The 20,378-nt window shown below is 40.1% G+C and carries 26 protein-coding genes; 6 read left to right on the top strand and 20 right to left on the bottom strand.

The window, feature by feature from the left end:
• Positions 1 to 24 precede the first annotated feature (24 nt).
• The 8 genes from mraZ to NSS77_RS00885 all read right to left on the bottom strand — a co-directional run bounded on the left by mraZ (position 25) and on the right by NSS77_RS00885 (position 6,087).
• The gene (gene mraZ, locus NSS77_RS00850; protein ID WP_342469961.1) at positions 25 to 456 is read right to left on the bottom strand and encodes a division/cell wall cluster transcriptional repressor MraZ; all 432 of its coding nucleotides are present in this window, start codon (positions 454 to 456) and stop codon (positions 25 to 27) included.
• A 179-nt stretch (positions 457 to 635) separates the two neighbouring features.
• Entirely contained in the window at positions 636 to 2,249 is a 1,614-nt protein-coding gene (gene bshC / locus NSS77_RS00855) for a bacillithiol biosynthesis cysteine-adding enzyme BshC (RefSeq protein WP_342469962.1), read from the bottom strand.
• A 125-nt stretch (positions 2,250 to 2,374) separates the two neighbouring features.
• A complete protein-coding gene (locus NSS77_RS00860; protein WP_342469963.1) occupies positions 2,375 to 2,767 on the bottom strand; it encodes a DUF3397 family protein in 393 nt (130 codons plus the stop codon).
• Positions 2,764 to 3,660: a 2-dehydropantoate 2-reductase gene (locus NSS77_RS00865; RefSeq protein WP_342469964.1), complete on the bottom strand. Its 897-nt coding sequence runs from the start codon at positions 3,658 to 3,660 to the stop codon at positions 2,764 to 2,766. The genes NSS77_RS00860 and NSS77_RS00865 overlap by 4 nt, the downstream gene beginning before the upstream one ends.
• Before the next feature lie 171 nt (positions 3,661 to 3,831).
• Positions 3,832 to 4,230, bottom strand: a complete 399-nt coding sequence (locus NSS77_RS00870) for a transcriptional regulator (RefSeq protein ID WP_342469965.1) — start codon at positions 4,228 to 4,230, stop codon at positions 3,832 to 3,834.
• Positions 4,231 to 4,401: 171 nt separating this feature from the next.
• Positions 4,402 to 5,172: an enoyl-CoA hydratase/isomerase family protein gene (locus NSS77_RS00875; RefSeq protein ID WP_342469966.1), complete on the bottom strand. Its 771-nt coding sequence runs from the start codon at positions 5,170 to 5,172 to the stop codon at positions 4,402 to 4,404.
• Positions 5,173 to 5,361: 189 nt separating this feature from the next.
• Positions 5,362 to 5,535 (bottom strand): 50S ribosomal protein L32, encoded by a 174-nt coding sequence (rpmF, locus tag NSS77_RS00880; RefSeq protein ID WP_342469967.1) that lies wholly within the window; start codon positions 5,533 to 5,535, stop codon positions 5,362 to 5,364.
• Between the two features lie 21 nt (positions 5,536 to 5,556).
• Positions 5,557 to 6,087 (bottom strand): YceD family protein, encoded by a 531-nt coding sequence (locus tag NSS77_RS00885; RefSeq protein ID WP_342469968.1) that lies wholly within the window; start codon positions 6,085 to 6,087, stop codon positions 5,557 to 5,559.
• A gap of 146 nt (positions 6,088 to 6,233) precedes the next feature.
• Here NSS77_RS00885 and NSS77_RS00890 point away from each other — a divergent pair, with 146 nt between their 5' ends.
• Positions 6,234 to 7,442 (top strand): nucleotidyltransferase, encoded by a 1,209-nt coding sequence (locus NSS77_RS00890; RefSeq protein WP_342469969.1) that lies wholly within the window; start codon positions 6,234 to 6,236, stop codon positions 7,440 to 7,442.
• On the opposite strand, the gene NSS77_RS00895 is transcribed toward NSS77_RS00890, so the two are convergent.
• Positions 7,443 to 8,489 carry a SepM family pheromone-processing serine protease gene (locus NSS77_RS00895; protein WP_342469970.1) on the bottom strand — a complete coding sequence of 349 codons (1,047 nt, stop codon included), beginning with the start codon at positions 8,487 to 8,489 and terminating at the stop codon, positions 7,443 to 7,445.
• A 227-nt stretch (positions 8,490 to 8,716) separates the two neighbouring features.
• Between NSS77_RS00895 and NSS77_RS00900 the strand changes: the two genes are divergently transcribed.
• A complete protein-coding gene (locus NSS77_RS00900; protein ID WP_342469971.1) occupies positions 8,717 to 9,511 on the top strand; it encodes a hypothetical protein in 795 nt (264 codons plus the stop codon).
• 45 nt (positions 9,512 to 9,556) lie between these two features.
• Here the strand turns inward: NSS77_RS00900 and coaD are convergent, their stop codons facing one another.
• The 3 genes from coaD to NSS77_RS00915 are packed head-to-tail and all read right to left on the bottom strand — an operon-like array spanning position 9,557 to position 12,051.
• A complete protein-coding gene (coaD, locus tag NSS77_RS00905; protein WP_342469972.1) occupies positions 9,557 to 10,048 on the bottom strand; it encodes a pantetheine-phosphate adenylyltransferase in 492 nt (163 codons plus the stop codon).
• Positions 10,049 to 10,061: 13 nt separating this feature from the next.
• The gene (gene rsmD / locus NSS77_RS00910) at positions 10,062 to 10,613 is read right to left on the bottom strand and encodes a 16S rRNA (guanine(966)-N(2))-methyltransferase RsmD (protein WP_342471164.1); all 552 of its coding nucleotides are present in this window, start codon (positions 10,611 to 10,613) and stop codon (positions 10,062 to 10,064) included.
• 19 nt (positions 10,614 to 10,632) lie between these two features.
• The gene (locus NSS77_RS00915) at positions 10,633 to 12,051 is read right to left on the bottom strand and encodes an RNA polymerase II (RefSeq protein ID WP_342469973.1); all 1,419 of its coding nucleotides are present in this window, start codon (positions 12,049 to 12,051) and stop codon (positions 10,633 to 10,635) included.
• A 59-nt stretch (positions 12,052 to 12,110) separates the two neighbouring features.
• On the opposite strand from NSS77_RS00915, the gene NSS77_RS00920 reads away from it, so the two are divergent.
• Positions 12,111 to 12,500, top strand: coding sequence for a methylthioribose kinase (locus tag NSS77_RS00920; RefSeq protein WP_342469974.1), 390 nt, complete (start codon positions 12,111 to 12,113; stop codon positions 12,498 to 12,500).
• 3 nt (positions 12,501 to 12,503) lie between these two features.
• Here NSS77_RS00920 and NSS77_RS00925 read toward each other — a convergent pair whose 3' ends face one another.
• Complete coding sequence (locus tag NSS77_RS00925) at positions 12,504 to 12,779, bottom strand: DUF2129 domain-containing protein (RefSeq protein ID WP_342469975.1); 276 nt, start codon at positions 12,777 to 12,779, stop codon at positions 12,504 to 12,506.
• Between the two features lie 189 nt (positions 12,780 to 12,968).
• On the opposite strand from NSS77_RS00925, the gene NSS77_RS00930 reads away from it, so the two are divergent.
• Positions 12,969 to 13,904, top strand: coding sequence for a glycerophosphodiester phosphodiesterase (locus tag NSS77_RS00930; RefSeq protein WP_342469976.1), 936 nt, complete (start codon positions 12,969 to 12,971; stop codon positions 13,902 to 13,904).
• A gap of 250 nt (positions 13,905 to 14,154) precedes the next feature.
• Positions 14,155 to 14,637 carry a hypothetical protein gene (locus tag NSS77_RS00935; RefSeq protein ID WP_342469977.1) on the top strand — a complete coding sequence of 161 codons (483 nt, stop codon included), beginning with the start codon at positions 14,155 to 14,157 and terminating at the stop codon, positions 14,635 to 14,637.
• Between the two features lie 49 nt (positions 14,638 to 14,686).
• Here the strand turns inward: NSS77_RS00935 and NSS77_RS00940 are convergent, their stop codons facing one another.
• From NSS77_RS00940 to NSS77_RS00965, 6 genes are all read right to left on the bottom strand, one after another.
• Positions 14,687 to 15,118, bottom strand: a complete 432-nt coding sequence (locus NSS77_RS00940; protein ID WP_342469978.1) for a hypothetical protein — start codon at positions 15,116 to 15,118, stop codon at positions 14,687 to 14,689.
• Entirely contained in the window at positions 15,119 to 15,322 is a 204-nt protein-coding gene (locus NSS77_RS00945; protein ID WP_342469979.1) for a helix-turn-helix transcriptional regulator, read from the bottom strand.
• 131 nt (positions 15,323 to 15,453) lie between these two features.
• Positions 15,454 to 15,912 carry a DUF523 domain-containing protein gene (locus NSS77_RS00950; protein ID WP_342469980.1) on the bottom strand — a complete coding sequence of 153 codons (459 nt, stop codon included), beginning with the start codon at positions 15,910 to 15,912 and terminating at the stop codon, positions 15,454 to 15,456.
• Positions 15,913 to 16,028: 116 nt separating this feature from the next.
• The gene (locus NSS77_RS00955; RefSeq protein ID WP_342469981.1) at positions 16,029 to 16,472 is read right to left on the bottom strand and encodes a YlbF family regulator; all 444 of its coding nucleotides are present in this window, start codon (positions 16,470 to 16,472) and stop codon (positions 16,029 to 16,031) included.
• Between the two features lie 100 nt (positions 16,473 to 16,572).
• Positions 16,573 to 18,039 (bottom strand): UDP-N-acetylmuramoyl-L-alanyl-D-glutamate--2,6-diaminopimelate ligase, encoded by a 1,467-nt coding sequence (locus NSS77_RS00960; protein WP_342469982.1) that lies wholly within the window; start codon positions 18,037 to 18,039, stop codon positions 16,573 to 16,575.
• A 187-nt stretch (positions 18,040 to 18,226) separates the two neighbouring features.
• Positions 18,227 to 19,285, bottom strand: coding sequence for a CAP domain-containing protein (locus tag NSS77_RS00965; RefSeq protein ID WP_342469983.1), 1,059 nt, complete (start codon positions 19,283 to 19,285; stop codon positions 18,227 to 18,229).
• Between the two features lie 146 nt (positions 19,286 to 19,431).
• On the opposite strand from NSS77_RS00965, the gene NSS77_RS00970 reads away from it, so the two are divergent.
• Positions 19,432 to 19,794, top strand: coding sequence for a YugN family protein (locus tag NSS77_RS00970; RefSeq protein ID WP_342469984.1), 363 nt, complete (start codon positions 19,432 to 19,434; stop codon positions 19,792 to 19,794).
• Between the two features lie 117 nt (positions 19,795 to 19,911).
• Here NSS77_RS00970 and NSS77_RS00975 read toward each other — a convergent pair whose 3' ends face one another.
• The gene (locus tag NSS77_RS00975; RefSeq protein WP_342469985.1) at positions 19,912 to 20,373 is read right to left on the bottom strand and encodes a DUF420 domain-containing protein; all 462 of its coding nucleotides are present in this window, start codon (positions 20,371 to 20,373) and stop codon (positions 19,912 to 19,914) included.
• Positions 20,374 to 20,378: the final 5 nt, after the last annotated feature.

Here is a 20,378-nt window from a genome sequence, read left to right on the forward strand (position 1 = left end):
TTGCCCCTTCACGGATGTATTCTCTTAGAAGTCAAAACCGATAAGATTTTCCGCAATATCGTTGAAAGACTCCTCTGCTTGGTTGAAATATTCTTCCCAAAGCTCTTTTGACCATATTTCAATTTTGGTTGAGACTCCCAAAATGACACATTCTTTTTCCAGTTTGGCATAAGCAGCAAGATTCGATGGGATGTTGATGCGCCCTTGTTTATCCAATTCAACTTCAGTAGCCCCTGAGAAGAAGAACCTGGCAAACGCTCTCGCATCTTTTTTTGTCATTGGCAAGTCTTTTAATTTTTCTTCGAGCTTTCGCCATTCGTTCATAGGATAGCCAAAAAGACAGTTATCAAGACCTCTTGTAATCACAAAAGAATTGCCTAATGCTTCACGAAATTTTGATGGTATGATTAAACGTCCTTTGGCATCAACGGTGTGTTGATATTCTCCCATGAACATGCTACTCACCCCACTTTAGTAAATAATGTACCACAATCCCCCACTTTCCTCCACACATTTTTCATTACGATGATAAACTTTTGATAAATCATGACAATCGTACTCATAAGGGAGCATTCTGATAAAGTAAAAAAGAGCTACCTCTGCCAGAGATAGCTCATAAAAATAGTCGGATATTATTAAAATTTTACTAAATAGTGGGAATTACTTATTTTCAAAGGCAACTTTAATAAATCCGAAATAAGACTTTGTCCATAGATATTTAAATACTGATAAGGATTGTATACCCGCTCTTGCCAATTGTCATTCGGATATAACTCACTTGCAATGGTATTTAATCTGCGGATCGTATGTTCATGCTTCAGCAGCACTTCCTGTTCAACTTTTTTATTCAAATAATCCAGCTGCATGAAATGATACTGTTTATTTTTTTCCAGTATCTTTTCCAAATGAATTTGTTTCGAATCAAGATATCGGGACAAGTCTTCGTATTCCGCTTCAAGCATTTTCCGAATATGATCGATTTTGTTTTTCGCTTCCGCATCCTGAATGTTTTCGATAAATTGTTGTTTTATTTTTTCCACTTGGCCATTTACAACATCTTCAAAAGTCAGATCGTATTCAGAAAGCAATTGTTCCGCTTGTCGCGTGACAAGGGTAATGTTTAATCTCGGCGCCAAAATCGGCATCTGCAAATTCAATATTTCAAAAGCATCTTTTAATGTCGCCCAATATTGAAGCTCACCCGGACCTGCCACAAATGCCAATACCGGCAAACACATTTCTTGCATCAATGGTCTTGTCACCACATTATTGCTCAACTTTTCCGGTGACCGTTCAGCAAGCTGCAAAAGCTCGTCTTCCGTAAATTTCACGTTTGCAGCCAAATTGACAAAATCCCCATTTTTTCTTTCCAGTAAAAATCGTTCTCCGTCTTTTACATAAAACAGGTTCGCATTTTCCTCCGCCGCTGAAATCGGCGTACCATATCCGTTTTTGTCAAATAATCGCTCTTTTTCAACAACCGCCGCGCTGATTGCCTCATTTTTTTGGATGATCTGTTGAAAAAAAGCGGATTGATAATGTCGAAATGGCGGAAACGCCGAATCAATCATCAAAAGTCCTTCTTCTTGAAATAATTCGTTCAGTAAACGGGAGAAGAAATCTGTGAATGTTTCGCTTTCATTCATATGATGGAGGACCGATTGATAAATTCCCCGTGTATGTTCCGTTTCTCCATAATCTTTAAAAATTTCATCAATGAAAGCTTTCATTTCTGCATGATCAAACCGGGTTTCGGAAGCAATGGTTTTATGGCGGGGAGCTGTGCCATAAATTCTCTTTTTCGGCACCCCTTCCGCAATCGTGAAGGTATGATTGATTTCAAGAATATCGTGATCTTCCCCTGCAATCCAAAATATCGGTACCACATCAATGCCCAATTTTTCACTTTGTTCTCTTGCCAATAAAATGACACTGATCGCTTTATAAACAGAATAAAGCGGACCCGTAAGCAGCCCTGCCTGTTGTCCGCCAACGACCGCCAACGCTCCGTTTTCCAATTTATTTAAATGCTCCATCGATTTTTGTGAAATTCCGAAAGGCTCCATAAATTGATAAATGACATTGCTCAAACCTTTTCTGTCATATTGCTGTTCTTTCAAATATCCGGCTCTTATGCGAAATGAATCGTCGTTGTATGGATATTGGTAAAACGACAATAATCGTTCGCTTCCCGCCCAAAAATCAGATAACAACTGATTGCCAACTGGTGATAATCTTTCCAGTTCCATATTACTTCTCCTCTACTTATCTCTATACATTCATATTCATTAAAAGAGTTTTACTTGTACTATTGTAAACTTTAAAGCATTGTCTGAAAAGAAAATGGCTTCAATTCTTATGTAATTCAATCCGACTATGTAACAAAAAAAATGACGCTTTGAACAATGCCCACTATCCAAACGATGTTATATACGATCAACAAGTATAAAAATTGCATCCGCCAAATCCTTCTTAAAAGGGGAACCACTTCGATCTCTTTTTGGGTTCTCCAGTCTATATAAGTCATAATCATGGCAATCAATAATGATATGGAAATGGTCACGATGCTAAATGTGGCCCCCCATAATGTTGTGATGGAGATGGTGACGGAGAAAAACAGAACAAAGGTGGTGATGTCCGCAGCCAACCGAAAACTGCTGTTCACTTGTTTTTTCAAGAGTTTGCGGAAGAACAGAAAAGATAGAATGAAAATCGTTACCGGTAATAATATCAGGATGCCAAGCACATATGCCAATACCAATTTCAAGTTTTTTCACCCTCTATGGCCAACACTAAATGGTATAACGTTTTTAGAGTGGGCAATCTTTTTCCTTTTTGCTCCGCTTTTTTAATCACAGCCCCTACAATCGAATCCACTTCCGTTTTTTTGTTCATCAAACGATCCTGGAGCATGGAAGAAGTGTTGGAAGCCGTTTTCTCACATAATGCAATCACATCTTGGAAAGATATAAGCTTTCTTTGTTCCGGAAAAGCTTCCATGCATTCTTCATATAATACTTCCAACAATTTTCTGGCATGACCATTTGTCGCCAAGTCGCCATTTTTCACTTGCAGTATCGCCGTCAATGGGTTGATGAAACAATTGTATAATGCCTTCTCCAACAGCATCGTTTCAGCATCATCAACCCATTGGACAGGGAACAATCCATTCTTCACATCAAGCAAGGATTGGTATGCTTCATGATTTCCCCGACCAACCGCTAATTTTAACACACCAACACCCCGATGAATAACCGTATGATCATTTTCCTTTTGCGCACCAAATTGGCAGGATCCGAAACCAATCGATTTTTGCGGCAGTTTCAGCGCTTCTTCAAAATGGGCCAATCCGTTCTGCATAAACAAAATGGGCATATCCATTGATAATTTTTCCAGCTGAGGCAAGACATCTTTCAAATGAGTATATTTCACTGCCACAATCACTAATGAATCCCCTGCTATTTCCGCATAGCCGGAAGTGACATTCACAAATGTCTCCGTAACAGTACCATCCAAATTTCTTCTAATGATTCCATGTTTACGGATCGCTTCTTCCTGCTCTTTTCTTCGAACGATCACCGTGACTTCAAAATGTTCGGCCAAAAACGAAGCCATCAACATTCCGACAGAACCTGCACCAATCACCACAATCTTTCTCATATCCGCTACCCTCTTTGACACTTCTTTTCTTTTCATTGTACCCGCTGCCATAAAAACTCAACAAGAAAAGGTGTGACCGAAAGAGTGCCACACCCTTTTTCCATATTATACTGGAACTATTTGAAGTTTTCGATCATTTTCGTCCGGATAGTAGAAAGAGAAAATATCCGATTATTGCTGCTGCTTTTGTTGCTGCTGTTCAATGAAAACGGCTCCTTGTTGAAGCCACTTTAACACGCGATCGTGTTCCGTTTGAAGCTCCCGGTATTTCAGTTCAAGCTCATTATACGCTTCCGTCAATTCATCAAAACTGTTCAGTGCAAGTTTCAAATGGCTTCTCATTAGTTGCTTCGGTCTTTTTCTGACACTATTCAGCATTTGACCGTATTGTTGCCTTAATGTTTTATTCCAGCGGAAACCGCAAGCTTGCTTTGTACGACCCAGCACTTGCGCAGCCTCTGCAAAAGCTTCCAATTGAGTTCTTCCATTTTGAACGGCAGTTATCACAATCTCTGCCAATTTTTCATCATCTTCAGGGGTCCATTGATCTTTCCTTCTTTTCCCTTCCATACCTATCACCTCTCATTTTTTTACTCTACTATATGCAAAAAGAGAATAAATAGAATTAAAGAACATAGAAAAAAATAGGTTGCGACATATAAAAATTTTGTCACAACCTATTTTCATCAACCCAGGTTTCTTTACGGTAATATGGTTGAAAAGAATGTTTTCATATACCATTTATTTTTTGCTGCTTGACTTGGACAAGAAACGTTCCACCGCTTTTTCATGCTCTTCGCTTTCCCAAAGTTTGGCGCAAAGTCTGATTTCTTCCATCACGCGTCCATAGACATTCCGCTCTCTCCATTTGCGAAGTTCAATTTCCTTATAGGCATGGTGGACAGAAGGATGAACTTTTTTCATATCCTCAATGAAGGCTTCCAACGCCTCTTCTTTTGGACCATCAAACACCCTCATCGCCCAGCCGATTTCATATAATTGCTCGGCCGTATAAGGCTTGGCATCAATCAGCATTTTCAACGCCCGATCATGGCGCAATCCTCTTTCAAACAAATAAGTTCCGCCACCCCATCCAGTCGTAATGGCCAATGTTCCTTGAATGAATCCGCATTTTGCGTGGCTGGCCACCAACCGGAAATCGCAGGCTGTGGCAATTTCGCAGCCTCCACCAACGGCTGTCCCATTAATGAGTGCAATGGTTGGAACATGCAATGTGGCAAGTTCATATAAAATATTCCCCATTTTGCTGAGCATTCCAAAGGCTTCCTCTGCCGTTTTCAAACTATGGAATTCCGACAAATCCCCTCCGGAACAGAAGGCTCTATCCCCCGCACCGGTGATGACCAAAAACCGTACGTCTTTATTTTCTTTTATATGCTTAATGACTTGTTTCAACCCATCCATCACTTCGTCATTAACCGCATTTCTCTTTTCTTCCCTGTCGATGGTAAATGTTAGGATCCCATCTTTTAGATCAATTTTGTAAGACAATGAACAACATCCCCTTTTAAACAATTATTTCAACATAACGCTATATGATTTCATAGTAATAGACGAATCCGTTCTTGACAAGATTTGGTTATTACCGAAATTCATTGAAAAAAGCAAAAAAAGACTATTAGAGAGCCATGGTCACTCTAATAGTCTTTTGTAAGCAGCGTACGAACGATGCACGCTTTATTATTTGCTTACCACTTCTTTACCTTTGTAATGTCCGCAAGATTTGCAAACATGGTGAGATAAAGTTAGTTCACCGCAGTTTGGGCAATTTACCATACCAGGTACTGATAATTTGTAATGAGTACGGCGTTTTCTTTTAGCAGTTTTAGAAGTTCTTCTAAATGGTACAGCCATGATTAGCACCTCCTTACAGGTTTATTCATCTTTTTGATCAAAAAACTTAGCTAATCCAGCAAGTCTTGGATCCACTTTTGGTTTGTCATTTTGTTGACTTAACTCTTCTTCTGTATAATAACTCCAGTCTTTTCCGCCTTTGATGGTACCTTCAGTGCCTTCCTTGAACACTTGCATCGGTACTTCAAGGAGAATCAAATCTTCCAAGACCGGTTTTAAATCGATGACTTCTCCATCTATATAATGGATATCCTCATCTTCATCATTTCCCCGAAGTTCTGAATCAGCCCAACTGAAGACTTCAACCGTCTCAACTTCAACAGGAAATTCAACATCTTCCCAAGTGCGGGCACAGGGAAGGGTTAAGGTCGCTGTCAAATGCAATTGACAAGTCATTTGTGAATTTCCGATAGTACAGTGACCTTTTATATGAACGGGTGAAATATCGCGAATATCTTTATTTCGCTTTTTCACATCATCCAGCTCGACGACTGTATCAATCGGCATTCCAGTATGGCGATACTTTGATAGTTGATGAATAGACCATTTCATTCACGAATCACCCCAAGACAACAATGATGATTATATAATGTGATAATTTAGATGTCAAGATATTTTCTTGTCACTTTACAAAAACGATGCAATATTTCAGTATAAACTTATAGGAATCAAACAGAAATTTTGGAAAGGGGCATATTATGAAAGCTGTCGGAATCGTTGTGGAATACAATCCATTCCATAATGGACATTACTATCATGTTACCCAATCAAAAAAAATTACAAACGCTGATGTGGTCATCGCTGTCATGAGCGGCCCCTTTCTGCAAAGAGGAGAACCGGCCCTCGTTTCCAAATGGCACCGGGCAAAAATGGCGTTGAAGAGCGGCGTTGATATCGTTGTGGAATTGCCTTATGTGTTTAGCACCGCAAACGCTCCTTTATTTGCTGAAGGCGCGATTTTCCTCCTTGGCGCGCTGCAATGCGAAGCCTTTTCATTCGGGAGCGAAGATGGCAAATTGGAGCCGTTTTTGAACACCGCCGACTTAATCGAAACCCATTTTGATGAATATAATGAACTCATTAAAAAGTTTGTGTCAACTGGCATAAGTTATCCGCAAAGTTTGTTTTATGCATATGAACAACTGAAACAAAAGAACAGCCGTGTTTATCTTGACTTATCCAAACCGAATAACATTCTTGGCTATCACTATATTGTCGCCGCCAAAAAATTCGATTTGCCTGTTCAACCGGTGACAATCCAACGAATCCAGGCAAATTATCACGATTCTATCAATGAAAGGTCGACCATTGCAAGTGCAACGGGCATCCGAAAAGAAATTTTTCAGAAGGGGACTGTGGAAATAGTCCGCCCTTACGTTCCGGATGCAACGTTCCAGGAACTTACGGAATGGCGGCATCAGTATTCGCGCTTTGTGGATTGGGAAGCGTTCTGGCCCCTATTGAAATATGCCATTATGCGTCATCGTCCGGAACACTTGACCGCCTTTGCAGACGTTTCGGAAGGCATTGAATATGCACTGATTAAGCATGCCAAACAAAGTGATACCTTTACACAACTGATGTCCGGCATCAAATCCAAACGCTACACATGGACGAGATTGCAACGGATGCTCACCCATATATATACAGGCATTACGAAAGAAGAACTGCATCAATCCAAAACGCCGACCTATATCCGTCTGCTTGGAATGACAAAAAAAGGGCAGGCCTATTTATCGGAACGGAAGAAAACCTTGGAGCTTCCTTTGATCAGCCGTGTGGCACAAGCAAAAGATCCGATGCTTCAAATCGATATCCGGGCATCCGAAATGTACGCTTTAGGCGTCGAGCATTTTTCAAATAAAAAAATTGACGGAGATTATAAACTTCCGCCAATTCGTCTGTAATCATTTCTTTTTTTCAGGCAGGCTCTCCAAATAGTTCAAAGCGTCATCAACCGTTTTTACCGGCACGATTTTCATGTCGGTATTTATTTTTTTGGCCGTTGTGACAGCCGCTTCATAATTGGAGATAAGTCCAGGATCTTTCTTCTTGGCTTCCTCTGAAATTTCATCATCGGGGGCGAAGAAAATTTCCACCCCGTCTCTATCGGCGGCGACCACTTTCTTTTCGATGCCCCCGATCCGGCCAACCGTGCCATCTTCATTGATGACACCGGTGCCCGCAACCGAATACCCTTTTGTAATATCTTCATCCATGAGCTGGTTGAGAATTTCTAATGTGAACATGAGTCCCGCAGAAGGCCCCCCGATATCTTTCGAATTAATTTTTACGACCGGATCTGTTTTTATTGTGACATTTTCCTTATAAGTAACGCCTAAACCGATTTTCCCGTCGCTATCGGGGATCTCTTTTAAAGTGACGGATTCGTCCAATAATTTTTCATCCCTTTGAACCACCAGTTGGACAACATCGTTTTCTTTTTTTTCTACCAGAGCATGAGCCAAATCTTCCGGCTTCTTAATGACTTTTCCATCAATTTCCACAATTTTATCCCCTGGCTGCAAGATACCGGCGCTCGCCCCATCGGACAATACGTTTAACACGATGATGCCGTCATATTCCACCTCATATGGCAAACCTGTCTTATTGAAGGCAACATAAATGGCATTAAATTGGGACTCTTTCATAAGCGTCAATTGACGAACATTATATTCACGATCGTCTTCTTCCTTTTGATGGATTTCCTTCTTTTTAACAATATCTTGATACTTGCTGAATTTCGCAATCAAGAGCGTCAAGGGAGTGGCATTGCTCATCGATACAGTCATTAAACTGAATGTTCCTTCATCATCCACATCGCCATTTTCCACTTTGACAAATTCGCTAACATCATAGGCGCTTCCAGGTTTCATAATATAGTAATCAAGCTGGTAAAAAGATAAAAAAATTGCGACGAACAACGCAAGTATCATCCATATCAGACGTTTCAACGGTTTGAGCACCCCCTATGTCAGCTCAAAAAAGCTAAATAAATAAAGTTGCACCTGCATATATTAGTTTAGCAATCAAAGAATGAACCAAAGAAAAACAAAAAGTTGAAAAGAGTTGATGGCTTATTCCACTACTATATCTTTTCGTATGTATTACACTCATTTGTTTATTATTGATCTTTCCAGGAATTGCACACAAAGGGGCAGACCTTGGACTTGAACTATTCATGGAAGCCCTGTTCCCCTATTTGCTGCCATATTTGATTTTAACACAATGGTTTATCCGCTTGACACCTGAAAAGGACAATTCCTTGTCCAGATTTAAATTATATTTGAAGACGTATGGCATCAGTGCCCTCGGCGGCTTTCCAACCGGTGCGGCAACCATTGCCTACTTGAAAAGGACAAATCAGATTTCAAAACAGGAAGCAAACGGCCTTTTAAGTATTTGCCATAGTCCAAGCCCTTTATTCGTATTGGGATTTGTGGGCAATGACTTATTGAACAATACCCGGTTCAGCTGGCAATACCTGATTTTATATCATACCGTTTCGATCTTGATTCTGATATTGTACTACTTTTATCATCGTTCAAATCCTCGACAGGCCGTGAAATCAGACAACCTTAAACGGATTGAAAACCCGTTTATATCAAGCATCAAAGACAGCATTCCGACCGTTCTGGTTGTCGGTTCTACCATCATTTTTTTCACAACCGTCTATACCGTCGTCATGTATACGATTCATACCATTTTTCCAAATATACATAAATATTTCCTACTACTGACAGCAGCATCTTTGGAAATGACGAACGGACTCCAAATTTCGCAAAAGTTTTTTTCCAATGACCCCATCTTGCTGCCGATGCTGATGGCCACCTTTTTATCCAGCCAAAGCTTGAGCATTCATATGCAAGTGGCGGTCATTGCTAAAAGCGAAAATATTTCGCTGAAACCCTATATTCTTTTAAGGATCTTTATCACTTTTATTATTCCTTTTTTATATTTTATATTATTTTTATAAGGCAGGATAAAGGAAAAACTCGACAGACATGCACGTCTGCCGAGTTTAAATGTTTTGCTGATATTTCGCTTTCAATGCTTCTTCCACTACACAAGGCACAAGCCCTTTGACACTTCCCCCATATCGGGCAACTTCTTTCACAATGCTAGAACTTAAGAAGGAATATTGATTTTTCGTCATGATGAAAAATGTTTCGATGGATTCTTCCAAAAAGCGGTTCATCGATGTGATTTGCATTTCATATTCAAAGTCAGAGACCGCACGCAGGCCACGAACGATGGCAATGGCGTTTCTGGCTTTTGCATAATCCACCAATAATCCGGAAGAACTTTCAACCCGAACATTCGGAATATCTTTCGTCACTTCTTTGATTAGTTCAATTCTTTCTTCAATGGTAAACAATGGCTTTTTCGAAGAATTCTTTAACGCAGCCACATAGACAACATCAAAAATATCCGCAGCCCGTCTGATAATGTCCAGATGTCCATTCGTAATCGGATCGAAACTTCCAGGTACAACAGCGATTTTTTCCGACAATTTTTCTCTCTCCCTAATTCATTCGATAAATTGAAATATTGGTATTTCCATAAGTTTCTTCTCGAACGCAAACAAATTGTCCGTAGTTTTTGGGCAATTGCACTTCTGACGAATGCTCACAGACGATGATGGCATCACGGGAAAGCTTTCCGCCTTCCGCAAGAATTGAAAGGTAATCATAATATTCCAGTTTTTTATATGGAGGGTCGGCAAATACATAATCAATTTGTATATCCCTCTTCAAGAGCGCCCTGACAGCGCGGCCGGCCTCTGTGCAATACATTTCCGAACGATCTTCGTAACGGCATTTCTTAATGTTTTCTTTCAATATTTGAAATGCCTTCCGATCTTTCTCAACAAAGATGGCACGTTCCGCCCCCCTGCTCAACGCTTCAATTCCCAAACCACCACTGCCTGCAAATAAATCTAAAGCGGTTCCTCCATCAAAAAAAGGACCAATGATATTAAAAATGGATTCTTTCACTTTATCTGCAGTCGGCCGTGTAGTGGTTCCAGAAATCGCTTTAAGCGGTATTCCTTTTCTTTCACCGGCTACCACCCGCAATTTCATCACCAAACTTTCCCTATTGTTCTGAATGGATCGTTTTAATGGAAATCGAGTCTTTCTTTTTAACAATTTCTACCATGAACAGTTTTTGCAGCCAAGATTCTTCAATATAGTATTTTCCGGCAATTTCTTTAATCGGTTGTGAAACCGTATTGTATCGTCTTTGATTATAAACATAAAATCCATGATCCATCGGGAAACGGAATTGCCGGATTTCATTATTCGCATAATAACCGTTTTCCCCAACCCGCGTTTCATAACCGAGATGACTCAACAAAGTATCGGCGGAATACAACACTTGCCCATCTTTGAAAATCACTTCAACATCCTTGGCCACATTGGAATTTACATATAATTCCCTGTTATCATTAAAAAGCAACGGAAATACTTCATCTGTTGCAGCATTGGCCTGGAAATATTGTGTGTGATTTCCAAACACTTCGCTCAACAATTCATCCAGCATTGCAACGTCCAGTTTGGTTCCTTCTAAATTTTGCAATTTTTCAGTCCAAACTTTTTGTTGTTCTTCCGTCATCCGGTTATTTAATGTTAAAGTAATTTCTTTTGCCTTTTCTCCGCCAATCCCGGTATTTGTCAGAAACGAAGCCAATACCTCAGGCACCCATTCCGGCACATCATCAAACTGATATTTCATGTTCAATTGGGATAAAATGATCTCTTCCTTTAAGGCTTCCAATGATGCATTGCCCGAAAATAAAATGCGGTTTCCTTGGGTTTTGATGCCGGAACCGAGAACGATGGCGATATGCTCATCATTCAGCAGATTCATTTCATCCAACTGTTCCATCATATCACTTTGAATCGGATTTGGCGAATAGATGGTAACCAATCCATCTTTTTCTCGATGTTGCAACGGATTCACTTGATAATACAGTTCGTTTACCGGGCCTGTACCGCTGAACATCGTGTAGTTTACCAAAGATAATGATTGCTGCCCGGTTAAAGGCAAACCCGATACCCATGTACCGTTAACGGATTGATCGGTTGTAATATGTACTGTCGTATGGGATACGATTCCATTTTCCAATGTAACAAAAATATCTTTCAAAAACTGATTGGATTTCAATCCGCCCTTTAAAGGGATGATATAAGAAATGGATTGATTTTGAATATCGCTTTTTTCGAATTTGGAAAAATCCTCGCTTAACCGTTTGCAACTGTTTTCCTTTTCAATAAAACAATCCGGGCTTACGGCTTGCTCCGGCCAGTTGATAGAAACCGTTTGATTTGGTAAATTTCTAAAGTGGTGGCGGATGTCCAAACTTTCTCCTCTCAGGACTATATCAATTTCCTGGTTGTAAGTGAAATCGTCCACTTTACTCTCCTGCTGGTTGGAAAACACCTGATATTGAAAAAAAAGGACACCGCCTATAAGTAAGACAAGCAAACTGAAGAAGCTGACAATATATTTCATGGGCAAGCCACCTCTAACATGCTAATATATGTATTATGTATATAGAAAGGATGATCAAAATGACACAACAATTTGTCGAGCTAGGACAAGGTTATGGAGATATTTATGAATTGTGTGAATTGATCCGCACAAACGAAAAACGATTCCATAATGCCTTTTTGTTTATATCTTATAAAGGAAACGAAGCGTACGCTTCCCCAGCTGTAGCCTTTCAACCGGTCGGCGATGGCAACTTTATGCCTATATACATATGCCGTGAAGGAATCCCTTATAATCCCGGAAAACCTTCCAAAAGGCTGCAATTATTTGAAGAAGCATTAAAAGAAATCGGCAAGGAAGCGATTCCGATGGACATCAAACATTCCTGCTATTATGCGGAAACCATTTTATTCTATCAACATTTGATCGGAGTATTGCGAATGAACCGCTTAATTCCGCCACTGGATTAACGGTTAAAGCCCGATGCGGTAGTCATATTCTTCTTTATCTTTTTTGAATTTTGTATTTTCAAATTCATTTTTTACAAACGGCAAGTAGGATTCAACCACGTCTTTCACGAATGGAAGGCGTTGTATTTTATTTTTTATATAAGGTATTTCGTCCCGATTGCAGTAGAGGACCACATATTTTAATTTTCTTGAAATATAATGCACATGGCCGAACTTTCTTAAACTCTTGGCGTGTTTCAACTGATAAACATACACGATAAGCCCTTGTCTTTCTTGCATTTTCATTACCCCTTTTCTTCATTTCAAGGATACCATACACGTATTTTTAATAGCAACCGACATTCGTGACATGACGTTACAATTTTCGTTATAATCTTTTTTAAGGGACTTGATTATGGTGGAATGAATACAAGGAAATCTCATATTAGAAAATATAGATTAGAAGCTCGTAAATGAAGGAGGCCAATCATGGGAAAAAAGACAAAACTGGCGTTGGCAATCGCCGCTGCAAGTGCGGCTGCATGGGCTGGAAGCAAAGCCTTTATGAAACCCCAAAAACGGGAAGGAAAAGAAGTGCTGCAAAAAGCCCCGGTCGTGCTGGCTCATAGAGGAGGGGCTAAACTCGCGCCAGAACATACAATGATCGCTTTTGAAAAGGCTTTTGAACTCGGAGTCGACGGTTTTGAAATCGATATCAGGCTCACGAAAGATGAAGAAATTGTCGCGTTCCACGATGAAACGATCGACCGAACATCTGACGGATTAGGTGCCGTAAAGGACTTTACACTGGAAGAATTAAAAAACTTTAATTTTGCTTACCACTTTAAAGACGAGGATGGAAATTACCCTTATCGGGATCAAAAAGCGGAAATTGTCACATTGAAAGAACTATTTGAAAAGTTTCCAAATATGTATATCAACATCGATATCAAAGATAGCCCGGAAACCTATGAAGGAAGTTTGATGCCTTCGAAACTTTGGAGAATAATTGAAGAATATAAGGCGGAAGACCGTGTAGTGGTAACGAGCTTCTATAGCGAACAAGTCGATCGTTTCAATTTGTATGCACAAAACCGGGTGGCTTTGGGAGCCGGTGAAACGGATGTAAGGAAAGCTTTTGCCGCATATACGAGCCAATTTGGGCATCTCTATCATCCGAAGGTGGACGTTTTCCAACTTCCGACAAAACATGGAAGATTTTCTCTTGATTCACCAAAATTTATCTCTTTTTTAAACAATTTAAATATTCCGGTGCATTATTGGGTCATTGATGATGAAGAGCAAATGGGGAAACTGTTGGACAATGGGGCGAAAGGCATCATCACCGACCGGCCGGATATCGCCGTTCCCTTCGTCCGGAATTGGATGGAGCAGCAACAGGAAAAAGGGGAAAATCAGAAATAGTGTTTTTTTGGAGATTTCAAGACTTCTTCACATTCGTAGTACAGGCCGTACCAAGGTTTGTGCTACTATTTTTTTAGCTGAAATCAAGATATCTTAAACAACTTATGAACTAACCAGTCATATCCGCTTCCTTCCAACATGTGTACCTATGGATTTTGAAAATCCCGCAGAAAGGGATGACTCCAAAGAAGAAGGAATAGGCATTTACAGTTTTAGGATGGGTTATCCAAACTTGAAAGGGGTATTTTATTTGAAAAAAACATTACTTGTCACATTTTTTGCCCTGTTATTGATTGCTTGCGGAAATGAAAAAACTTTCGATTATACAGTTCATGATTTTATACAAAAATATGAGGAAACGGCGGGGGATTCCATTCCGATTGGTGAAAAGATCCAATTTGATGAAAAAACTTATTTAGTTGAAATCCTCCCGACAGTTGCATTAGTTCTTAATACGGATGATCATAACAATCTTGAAAAAGCGGCTGTCAGCGTCAAACCGGAAGCGATTTCAAAGGATATGGATATAGTATTGGCCAGTTTTCATACGCTTCTAAAATCCATCGACCCCTCTCTGACGGATGACGACATCGATCAAATATACAATCAATTGGACATTGCCGGTCCAACCCTTGCCAATCATGAAAAATCATACACTTTGAACCATATCAACTATAAAATTGAAAAAGATATCGAAAGCGATTCAATTCTGTTGGAGGCCTCGCCCGACTGAGCTGAAAATAACCATCTTGGGGAGGCTTCCATTTCCGCAATCAGATTGATCATTCTTCCTGAGTTCCATCCAGACGTTTCTTTCTCAAGTTATACAAATAAACGATCGGGAAAATTCCGCAGATTAAGATTATTCCTCCTATTAACATCCCATCCAGGAAGTTGTAGCCATCGGTCAGTGCCGTTGCAATCCCTAAACCAAGGGAAATGAAAACAAGAACCACCATTGAAATCATCATTTGCTTTTTTGGATTCATTTCGGTGCTTTCATAATCTGCGGCAATACCCATGGACAAGTATGCAGAAATCACAGTCGTTAGCATAAATAACATCCATAGAGGATTATCCCACATTGCATCGAACCCTTTTGTCACCCAGTCATACCCCAAAATGCAAATAATCCCAAAAGTTTGGATAAAATAAACAATCCGGATGTTTTTTAAATTTTGCAGCTTTAGGCGTTCATCACCGATTTTTTTCATTTATTCATCCTCCTTTTCAATCCAAAATACCTCATCCAATGTTTTATTCACCGCATAACAAATATCCAGACACAGCCTGAGTGTCGGGTTATATTTCCCCTTCTCGATGAGGCTGATCGTTTGGCGGGTCACCCCGACCTTTTCCGCCAACTGTTGCTGTGTCAGATTTGCTTCTACTCTTGCAATCCTCACCCTATTTTCCAAAAGTTCAATCACCCCTTCTTACTTTATATTGTAATATATATATTACATAATGCAATATATATTTTACATTCCAATATAAATTTCTTGAATAAATTCAAAATAAAAAGGACCCTATACTTTGGGTCCATCGATCAACTCAATTCCTTCACAAACTGTTCTTCTGAAATGACTTTAAAACCATTTCTCTTAAGCAATGCGGAAGTGACTCCATCTCCCGCGATTTTCTGCCCGTTAAATTCTCCGGAATATATCATCGTGCTTCCGCAAGAAGGGCTGTTTTCTTTAAGTACAACCAAGGTGGCCCCCACTTTTTTAGCAACTTCCAAAGTGGCGTAAGCCCCTCTTAAGAAATGTTCCGTCACATCTTTTCCGTTTTCCGTTACGACCTTTGCCTTTCCATCCAAAACGTCATTACCGTCTCCGCCTATGATTTCTGCGGGTTCCCTTGGAGTCGATAATCCCCCCAAGACTTCCGGACAGACCGCCACAGCTTTCTTTTCCTCAATCAATTTCGCCACTTTTTCATCCAGACAATGGGTGCCATTATAGCGGACTTTTAATCCCGCCAAACAAGAACTGACCAGAATCATATCTACCTCCAGAATTGAATAAATTGCACTGTAAAATCCTTTGCCTTAAAGACTGTCGAAAACAATGAGGCTGTTCAGAAAGAAACTTCCTTCCAAACAGCCTAAATACTCCTTGTTTAAGCCGAACAAGAACATTTTCCGCCTGATCCGCAACCGCCGGAGTGGCAAGCCGTCTCAAAAAACGGATTGCTGACAGGCACTTTGACCGCTTCCGAAACAGACTTTCCAATAATGAGACTGATTTCATCCAGCATGTCTTGCAGCTGGTTTTCCACGAGCCTCAAATTTGCCACCTTTTCATTGAGATCCAGTTCTCTTTTTTGCTTTCTGATTTCTTTAGTAATTTTATGATAATCGGGATGATATTTGCCGAACCGCTGTACATCCTCGTATTGTTCTTTCATTCGATTAAATGCGGCAATCTTCTCAACCAACACTTGATCACTGTATACCGCATGATGGGCTTTACGATAATTGTGAACAAGTTCAGAATTGAGAATCATGGAGCTTAATGCGTCCGCTTCATCTAAAATGAAGGCCCATTCTGATGTCATCATCATCAATTATTCCTCCAATCTGTACATCTATCATAGCAAATTTTTATGGAAGTTTGTATTTGCAATACTTGCTTTTCCAGCCTTCATTAAGAAGTGCAATCCGCTACCTTTTTATTTTTGTCAATACGGATTGCACGCATTCATAATCGGAAAAATAGATTTCCCTATCCTTAAAGGTTTGGGTTGTTTCATGGCCTTTCCCGGCAATGAGGATGGTATCCCCTTCTTTGGCGGATAAAATGGCTTTTTCAATCGCTTCCGCCCGGTCCAAAATCATTTCGTATTTTTGCGTCGAGACGAATCCTGCCGCAATTTGGGAATTGATAAAGGCCGGATCTTCGCTTCGTGGATTATCTGTTGTCAAGTAAATCATATCCGCATATTTCGTTGCGACTGCTCCCATTTTAATCCGCTTATGTTTATCCCGATCGCCGCCGCAACTGAACACTAAAATCAAATCCCTTTTCGCCGTCTTTTTCAACGTTTTTAATACCGCCCTTAATGCCGCTTCCGTATGGGCATAATCAATATAAATAGATAAATTCAAATCATTTGGAACAGATTCCAGTCTTCCTTTCGGCAATCTTAACGTTTCGGCTGCTTCGCAAATTTTTTCGATCGGAAACCCTAATTCGCTGACCGTCGTAATGGCGGCAATGGCATTTTGCAATTGATGTTCTCCCACAAATGGCAATGTAAACACTTTTTGTCCTTTATCGCTTTGCAAGCAACAAGTGGTATGGTGAATCCCCTCCGCCAAAGTTTGCAATTGATAATTCACACGATTTCCGAGCCCAAAGTACGTTTTTTTCTTTTTGGACTGCAAGCCGACTGTGCGGCAAAAGGAGTCATCGCCGTTTAATACGAGTTTATCCGCCAGCTGGGCCAAAATTTGCTTGGACTGTTTATATTTTTCATAAGAACCGTGTTCTTCAGTATGATCTTCCGCCAAATTTAAAAAGACGCCAATGTCAATATCGCAGTCATCCAGCCGGTGAGTCGCAAGCCCCATGGAAGATGCTTCTAACGCGACATATTGCACCCGGTTCCTTACCGCATACTGCAATATTCTGTGCAAGTGTTTCGGTTGCAGTGTCGTCAAATGTTCATAATCCAGATCGATTTCTTCCCCGTTGATAAATACGCCAACTGTTCCAATCACCATTACTTTTTTATGTAGTGCATGGAGCAGTTGCCCAATAAAATGGGTTACCGTCGTTTTTCCGTTTGTGCCCGTTACCGCAATCACTTGCAATGCTTCCGCAGGGAAACGATAAATTTTTGCGGCGCTGAATGACATAAATTTTAAACAGTTTGGCACCCAAATGAGGGGTACTGACAATTTTAATTGATCGAGTTTCGTTTCATCTTCAATGACAACTCCAACTGCACCATTTTGGATGGCTAAATCAATGTATTGATAGCCATCAAATTTTTTGCCTTTTCTTACAACAAATAAATCTCCAGGTTTTACATGCTGGGCATAATCCTCTACCCCTGATACTTCCACTCGTATGGAACCGCCTTTTACCGTACAAGGCCAATCCTTTAATAGCTCCGCTAGCTGCACTGTGTCACTCCTTTTCCATATCATATGCCCAGGAAAATAATGTGACACAAGGGGGAAGGAGGTCGGGAAACATTTTTGCCATAATTCCCTATCCCCACGGAAAATAAAAAAGCGGATGTAAACACATCGGTTTCACCATCCGCTTTTCTGAAATTTTTTGTAAAAGTCCACAGTTACACACACTATTTCAGCGATCAGGTTTATTCAGAAAGATTTGCGTATAATAGTTCATAAAGACCCCCGAACCGACATGGGTGAATTTGTCATTCAAAATTAATTTACGGTGATCTTCCGAATTAAACCAGCCATTGGCGGCCTCAATGGCGTCATAATAAGCAGTGGCCAAGTTTTCCCCCACTTCATCATAAACGACTGAATGGGCTGCCAGACGCTCTTTCAACGAACCATAATTCGGTGAATCATGGGACAAATAGTTTTCCGTGTACATTTCTTCGCTATGCTCCATTGCCGCAACGCTTGCTTCATCATCCCATTTTAGCGTCGGAACTTGTTCATTGCTCCGAAATACATTGATAATATCAAACAATTGTTTCGAATACGCTTGATTGCTTTCTTGCAACATATAAGAATTTAAGTTCGGCACCCGGATTAATTCCCCGACAAAGGTCATTTCATAGGGTCTATGTTTCACAAGGGTTTCGCTGTTGACAAACCGGATCCCGATCAATTTTTCGGTAAACGGATCGATATATAACTGGGCAAAAACGCCATCGAATTTGACTAAAATGCGGGTTTGCATATCGTTTTCTGTCAAGGTGAAGGTGTAAACATTTTCGCCTATTTTCGCGGTAATTTCCGGTTCCACAATGGTCATACGATAAATTTCGTCAAGGGACTGACCCACTTTATACGGAGCAGCATCCAATTGATCTCCCGCTATATATACCTGGACAATCTTTCCATGTTCCACCCCAAACATGACAAAGGTTTCAGGATGGTTATTATAAACCCACCATTCATAGCCAAAAGCACTTTGATCAATCCGGTTCGGTTCACCAAATTCATTAATGAGAAGGTCACTGTTTTGATTTATGTATGTGGATAGTCCAGTTTCCGGTCTTGGCAAGGCATCTTCATCACCTTCAATAACCTCGGTTTTCGGGATGACAGAAGATTTGGAATTAGGCCCTTCCAACGGTTTCAGTTCATATGATGAATCGGATGTATAATAATAAAGAATCGCCAAACAAAATAGCACAATTAATATACGAAAGAGAGTTTTCATAAAAGTTCAGATCCTTTGCTATAATAATTTCATTGTACAAAATTTATTGAGTATGACACAATGTTGTCATTGCAACTATTAAGAAATTGCACTATTATAAAATTATGCGTTAAAATTTGTTCGATGTAACAAAAGGAGGATCATTCATGTATTTTGAAAACAAAACGGTTGAAGATATAATCGTAGACCAAGCGGTACTTGTTGAAGTAATGGAAAAAAACGGCTTGGAATGCCATGGCGGATGGGACTATGACCGTATGACATTCGACAAACGTTTTGATATCAAAGAAGGCCGTTACTATCTTCGTGTCTTCTGCACAGCGGTTTCCGGCGACTGTGGAAACAACTCCGCATCATTGAAAATCTTGAAACCTGCTCTTGGTAAATACTATTATCCTCATGGTGTGGAATACGGTGATGATGAAGTGTTCCCAGCTCATTTAGTGAAAAAATGTGAAACAATTTTGGAAAATGTGAAAAAAGATTTAGCAGAACTTGGCATCGCCTAATCGCACTTATATAATTCATTTATATTACAAAGGAGGCAATAAAATGGCCTCTTTTTTTTTATTTTCCATTATTTTTACCAAAATAAAAAAGAGGCTAGTGGTTAGCCTCAAAATAGGTTAAAATCCTAAAATCGCTTTAATGACGGAAGTGGTTTCCCCGCCTTCATAAATCACATAAAGGAGCAAATATACAAGTACTCCGGTGATGGCCGTAAAGAACCAAATAATGCTTGAGATCGGTCCGAGGCGGCGATGCACACCCAACTTGTCTTTCAATCCTGTAACGATACTTATAATGCCGAATACTGCGCCTACCGCAGCCAAAATAATATGGAAAATTAAAAAGAAAGTATAGTATATTTTTACCTCTTCAGGACCACCAAAAGCGGTATTTCCAATGAATACCGTTCTTGTTGCATAAATAATAAAGAAGATTAATGCGCTGGCTCCGGCAGCCAACATGACTTTCTTATGTGCTTCTATTTTTCTGGCGATGATTAGACCCCATCCAATGGCCACCAAAATGGCACTGATTACGATGAATGATGTACTGATTGTTGGTAAGATTGGTACACCCATGCCCA

The organism is Ureibacillus sp. FSL K6-3587 (assembly GCF_038593165.1).
Taxonomy (GTDB): Bacteria; Bacillota; Bacilli; order Bacillales_A; family Planococcaceae; genus Ureibacillus; species Ureibacillus suwonensis.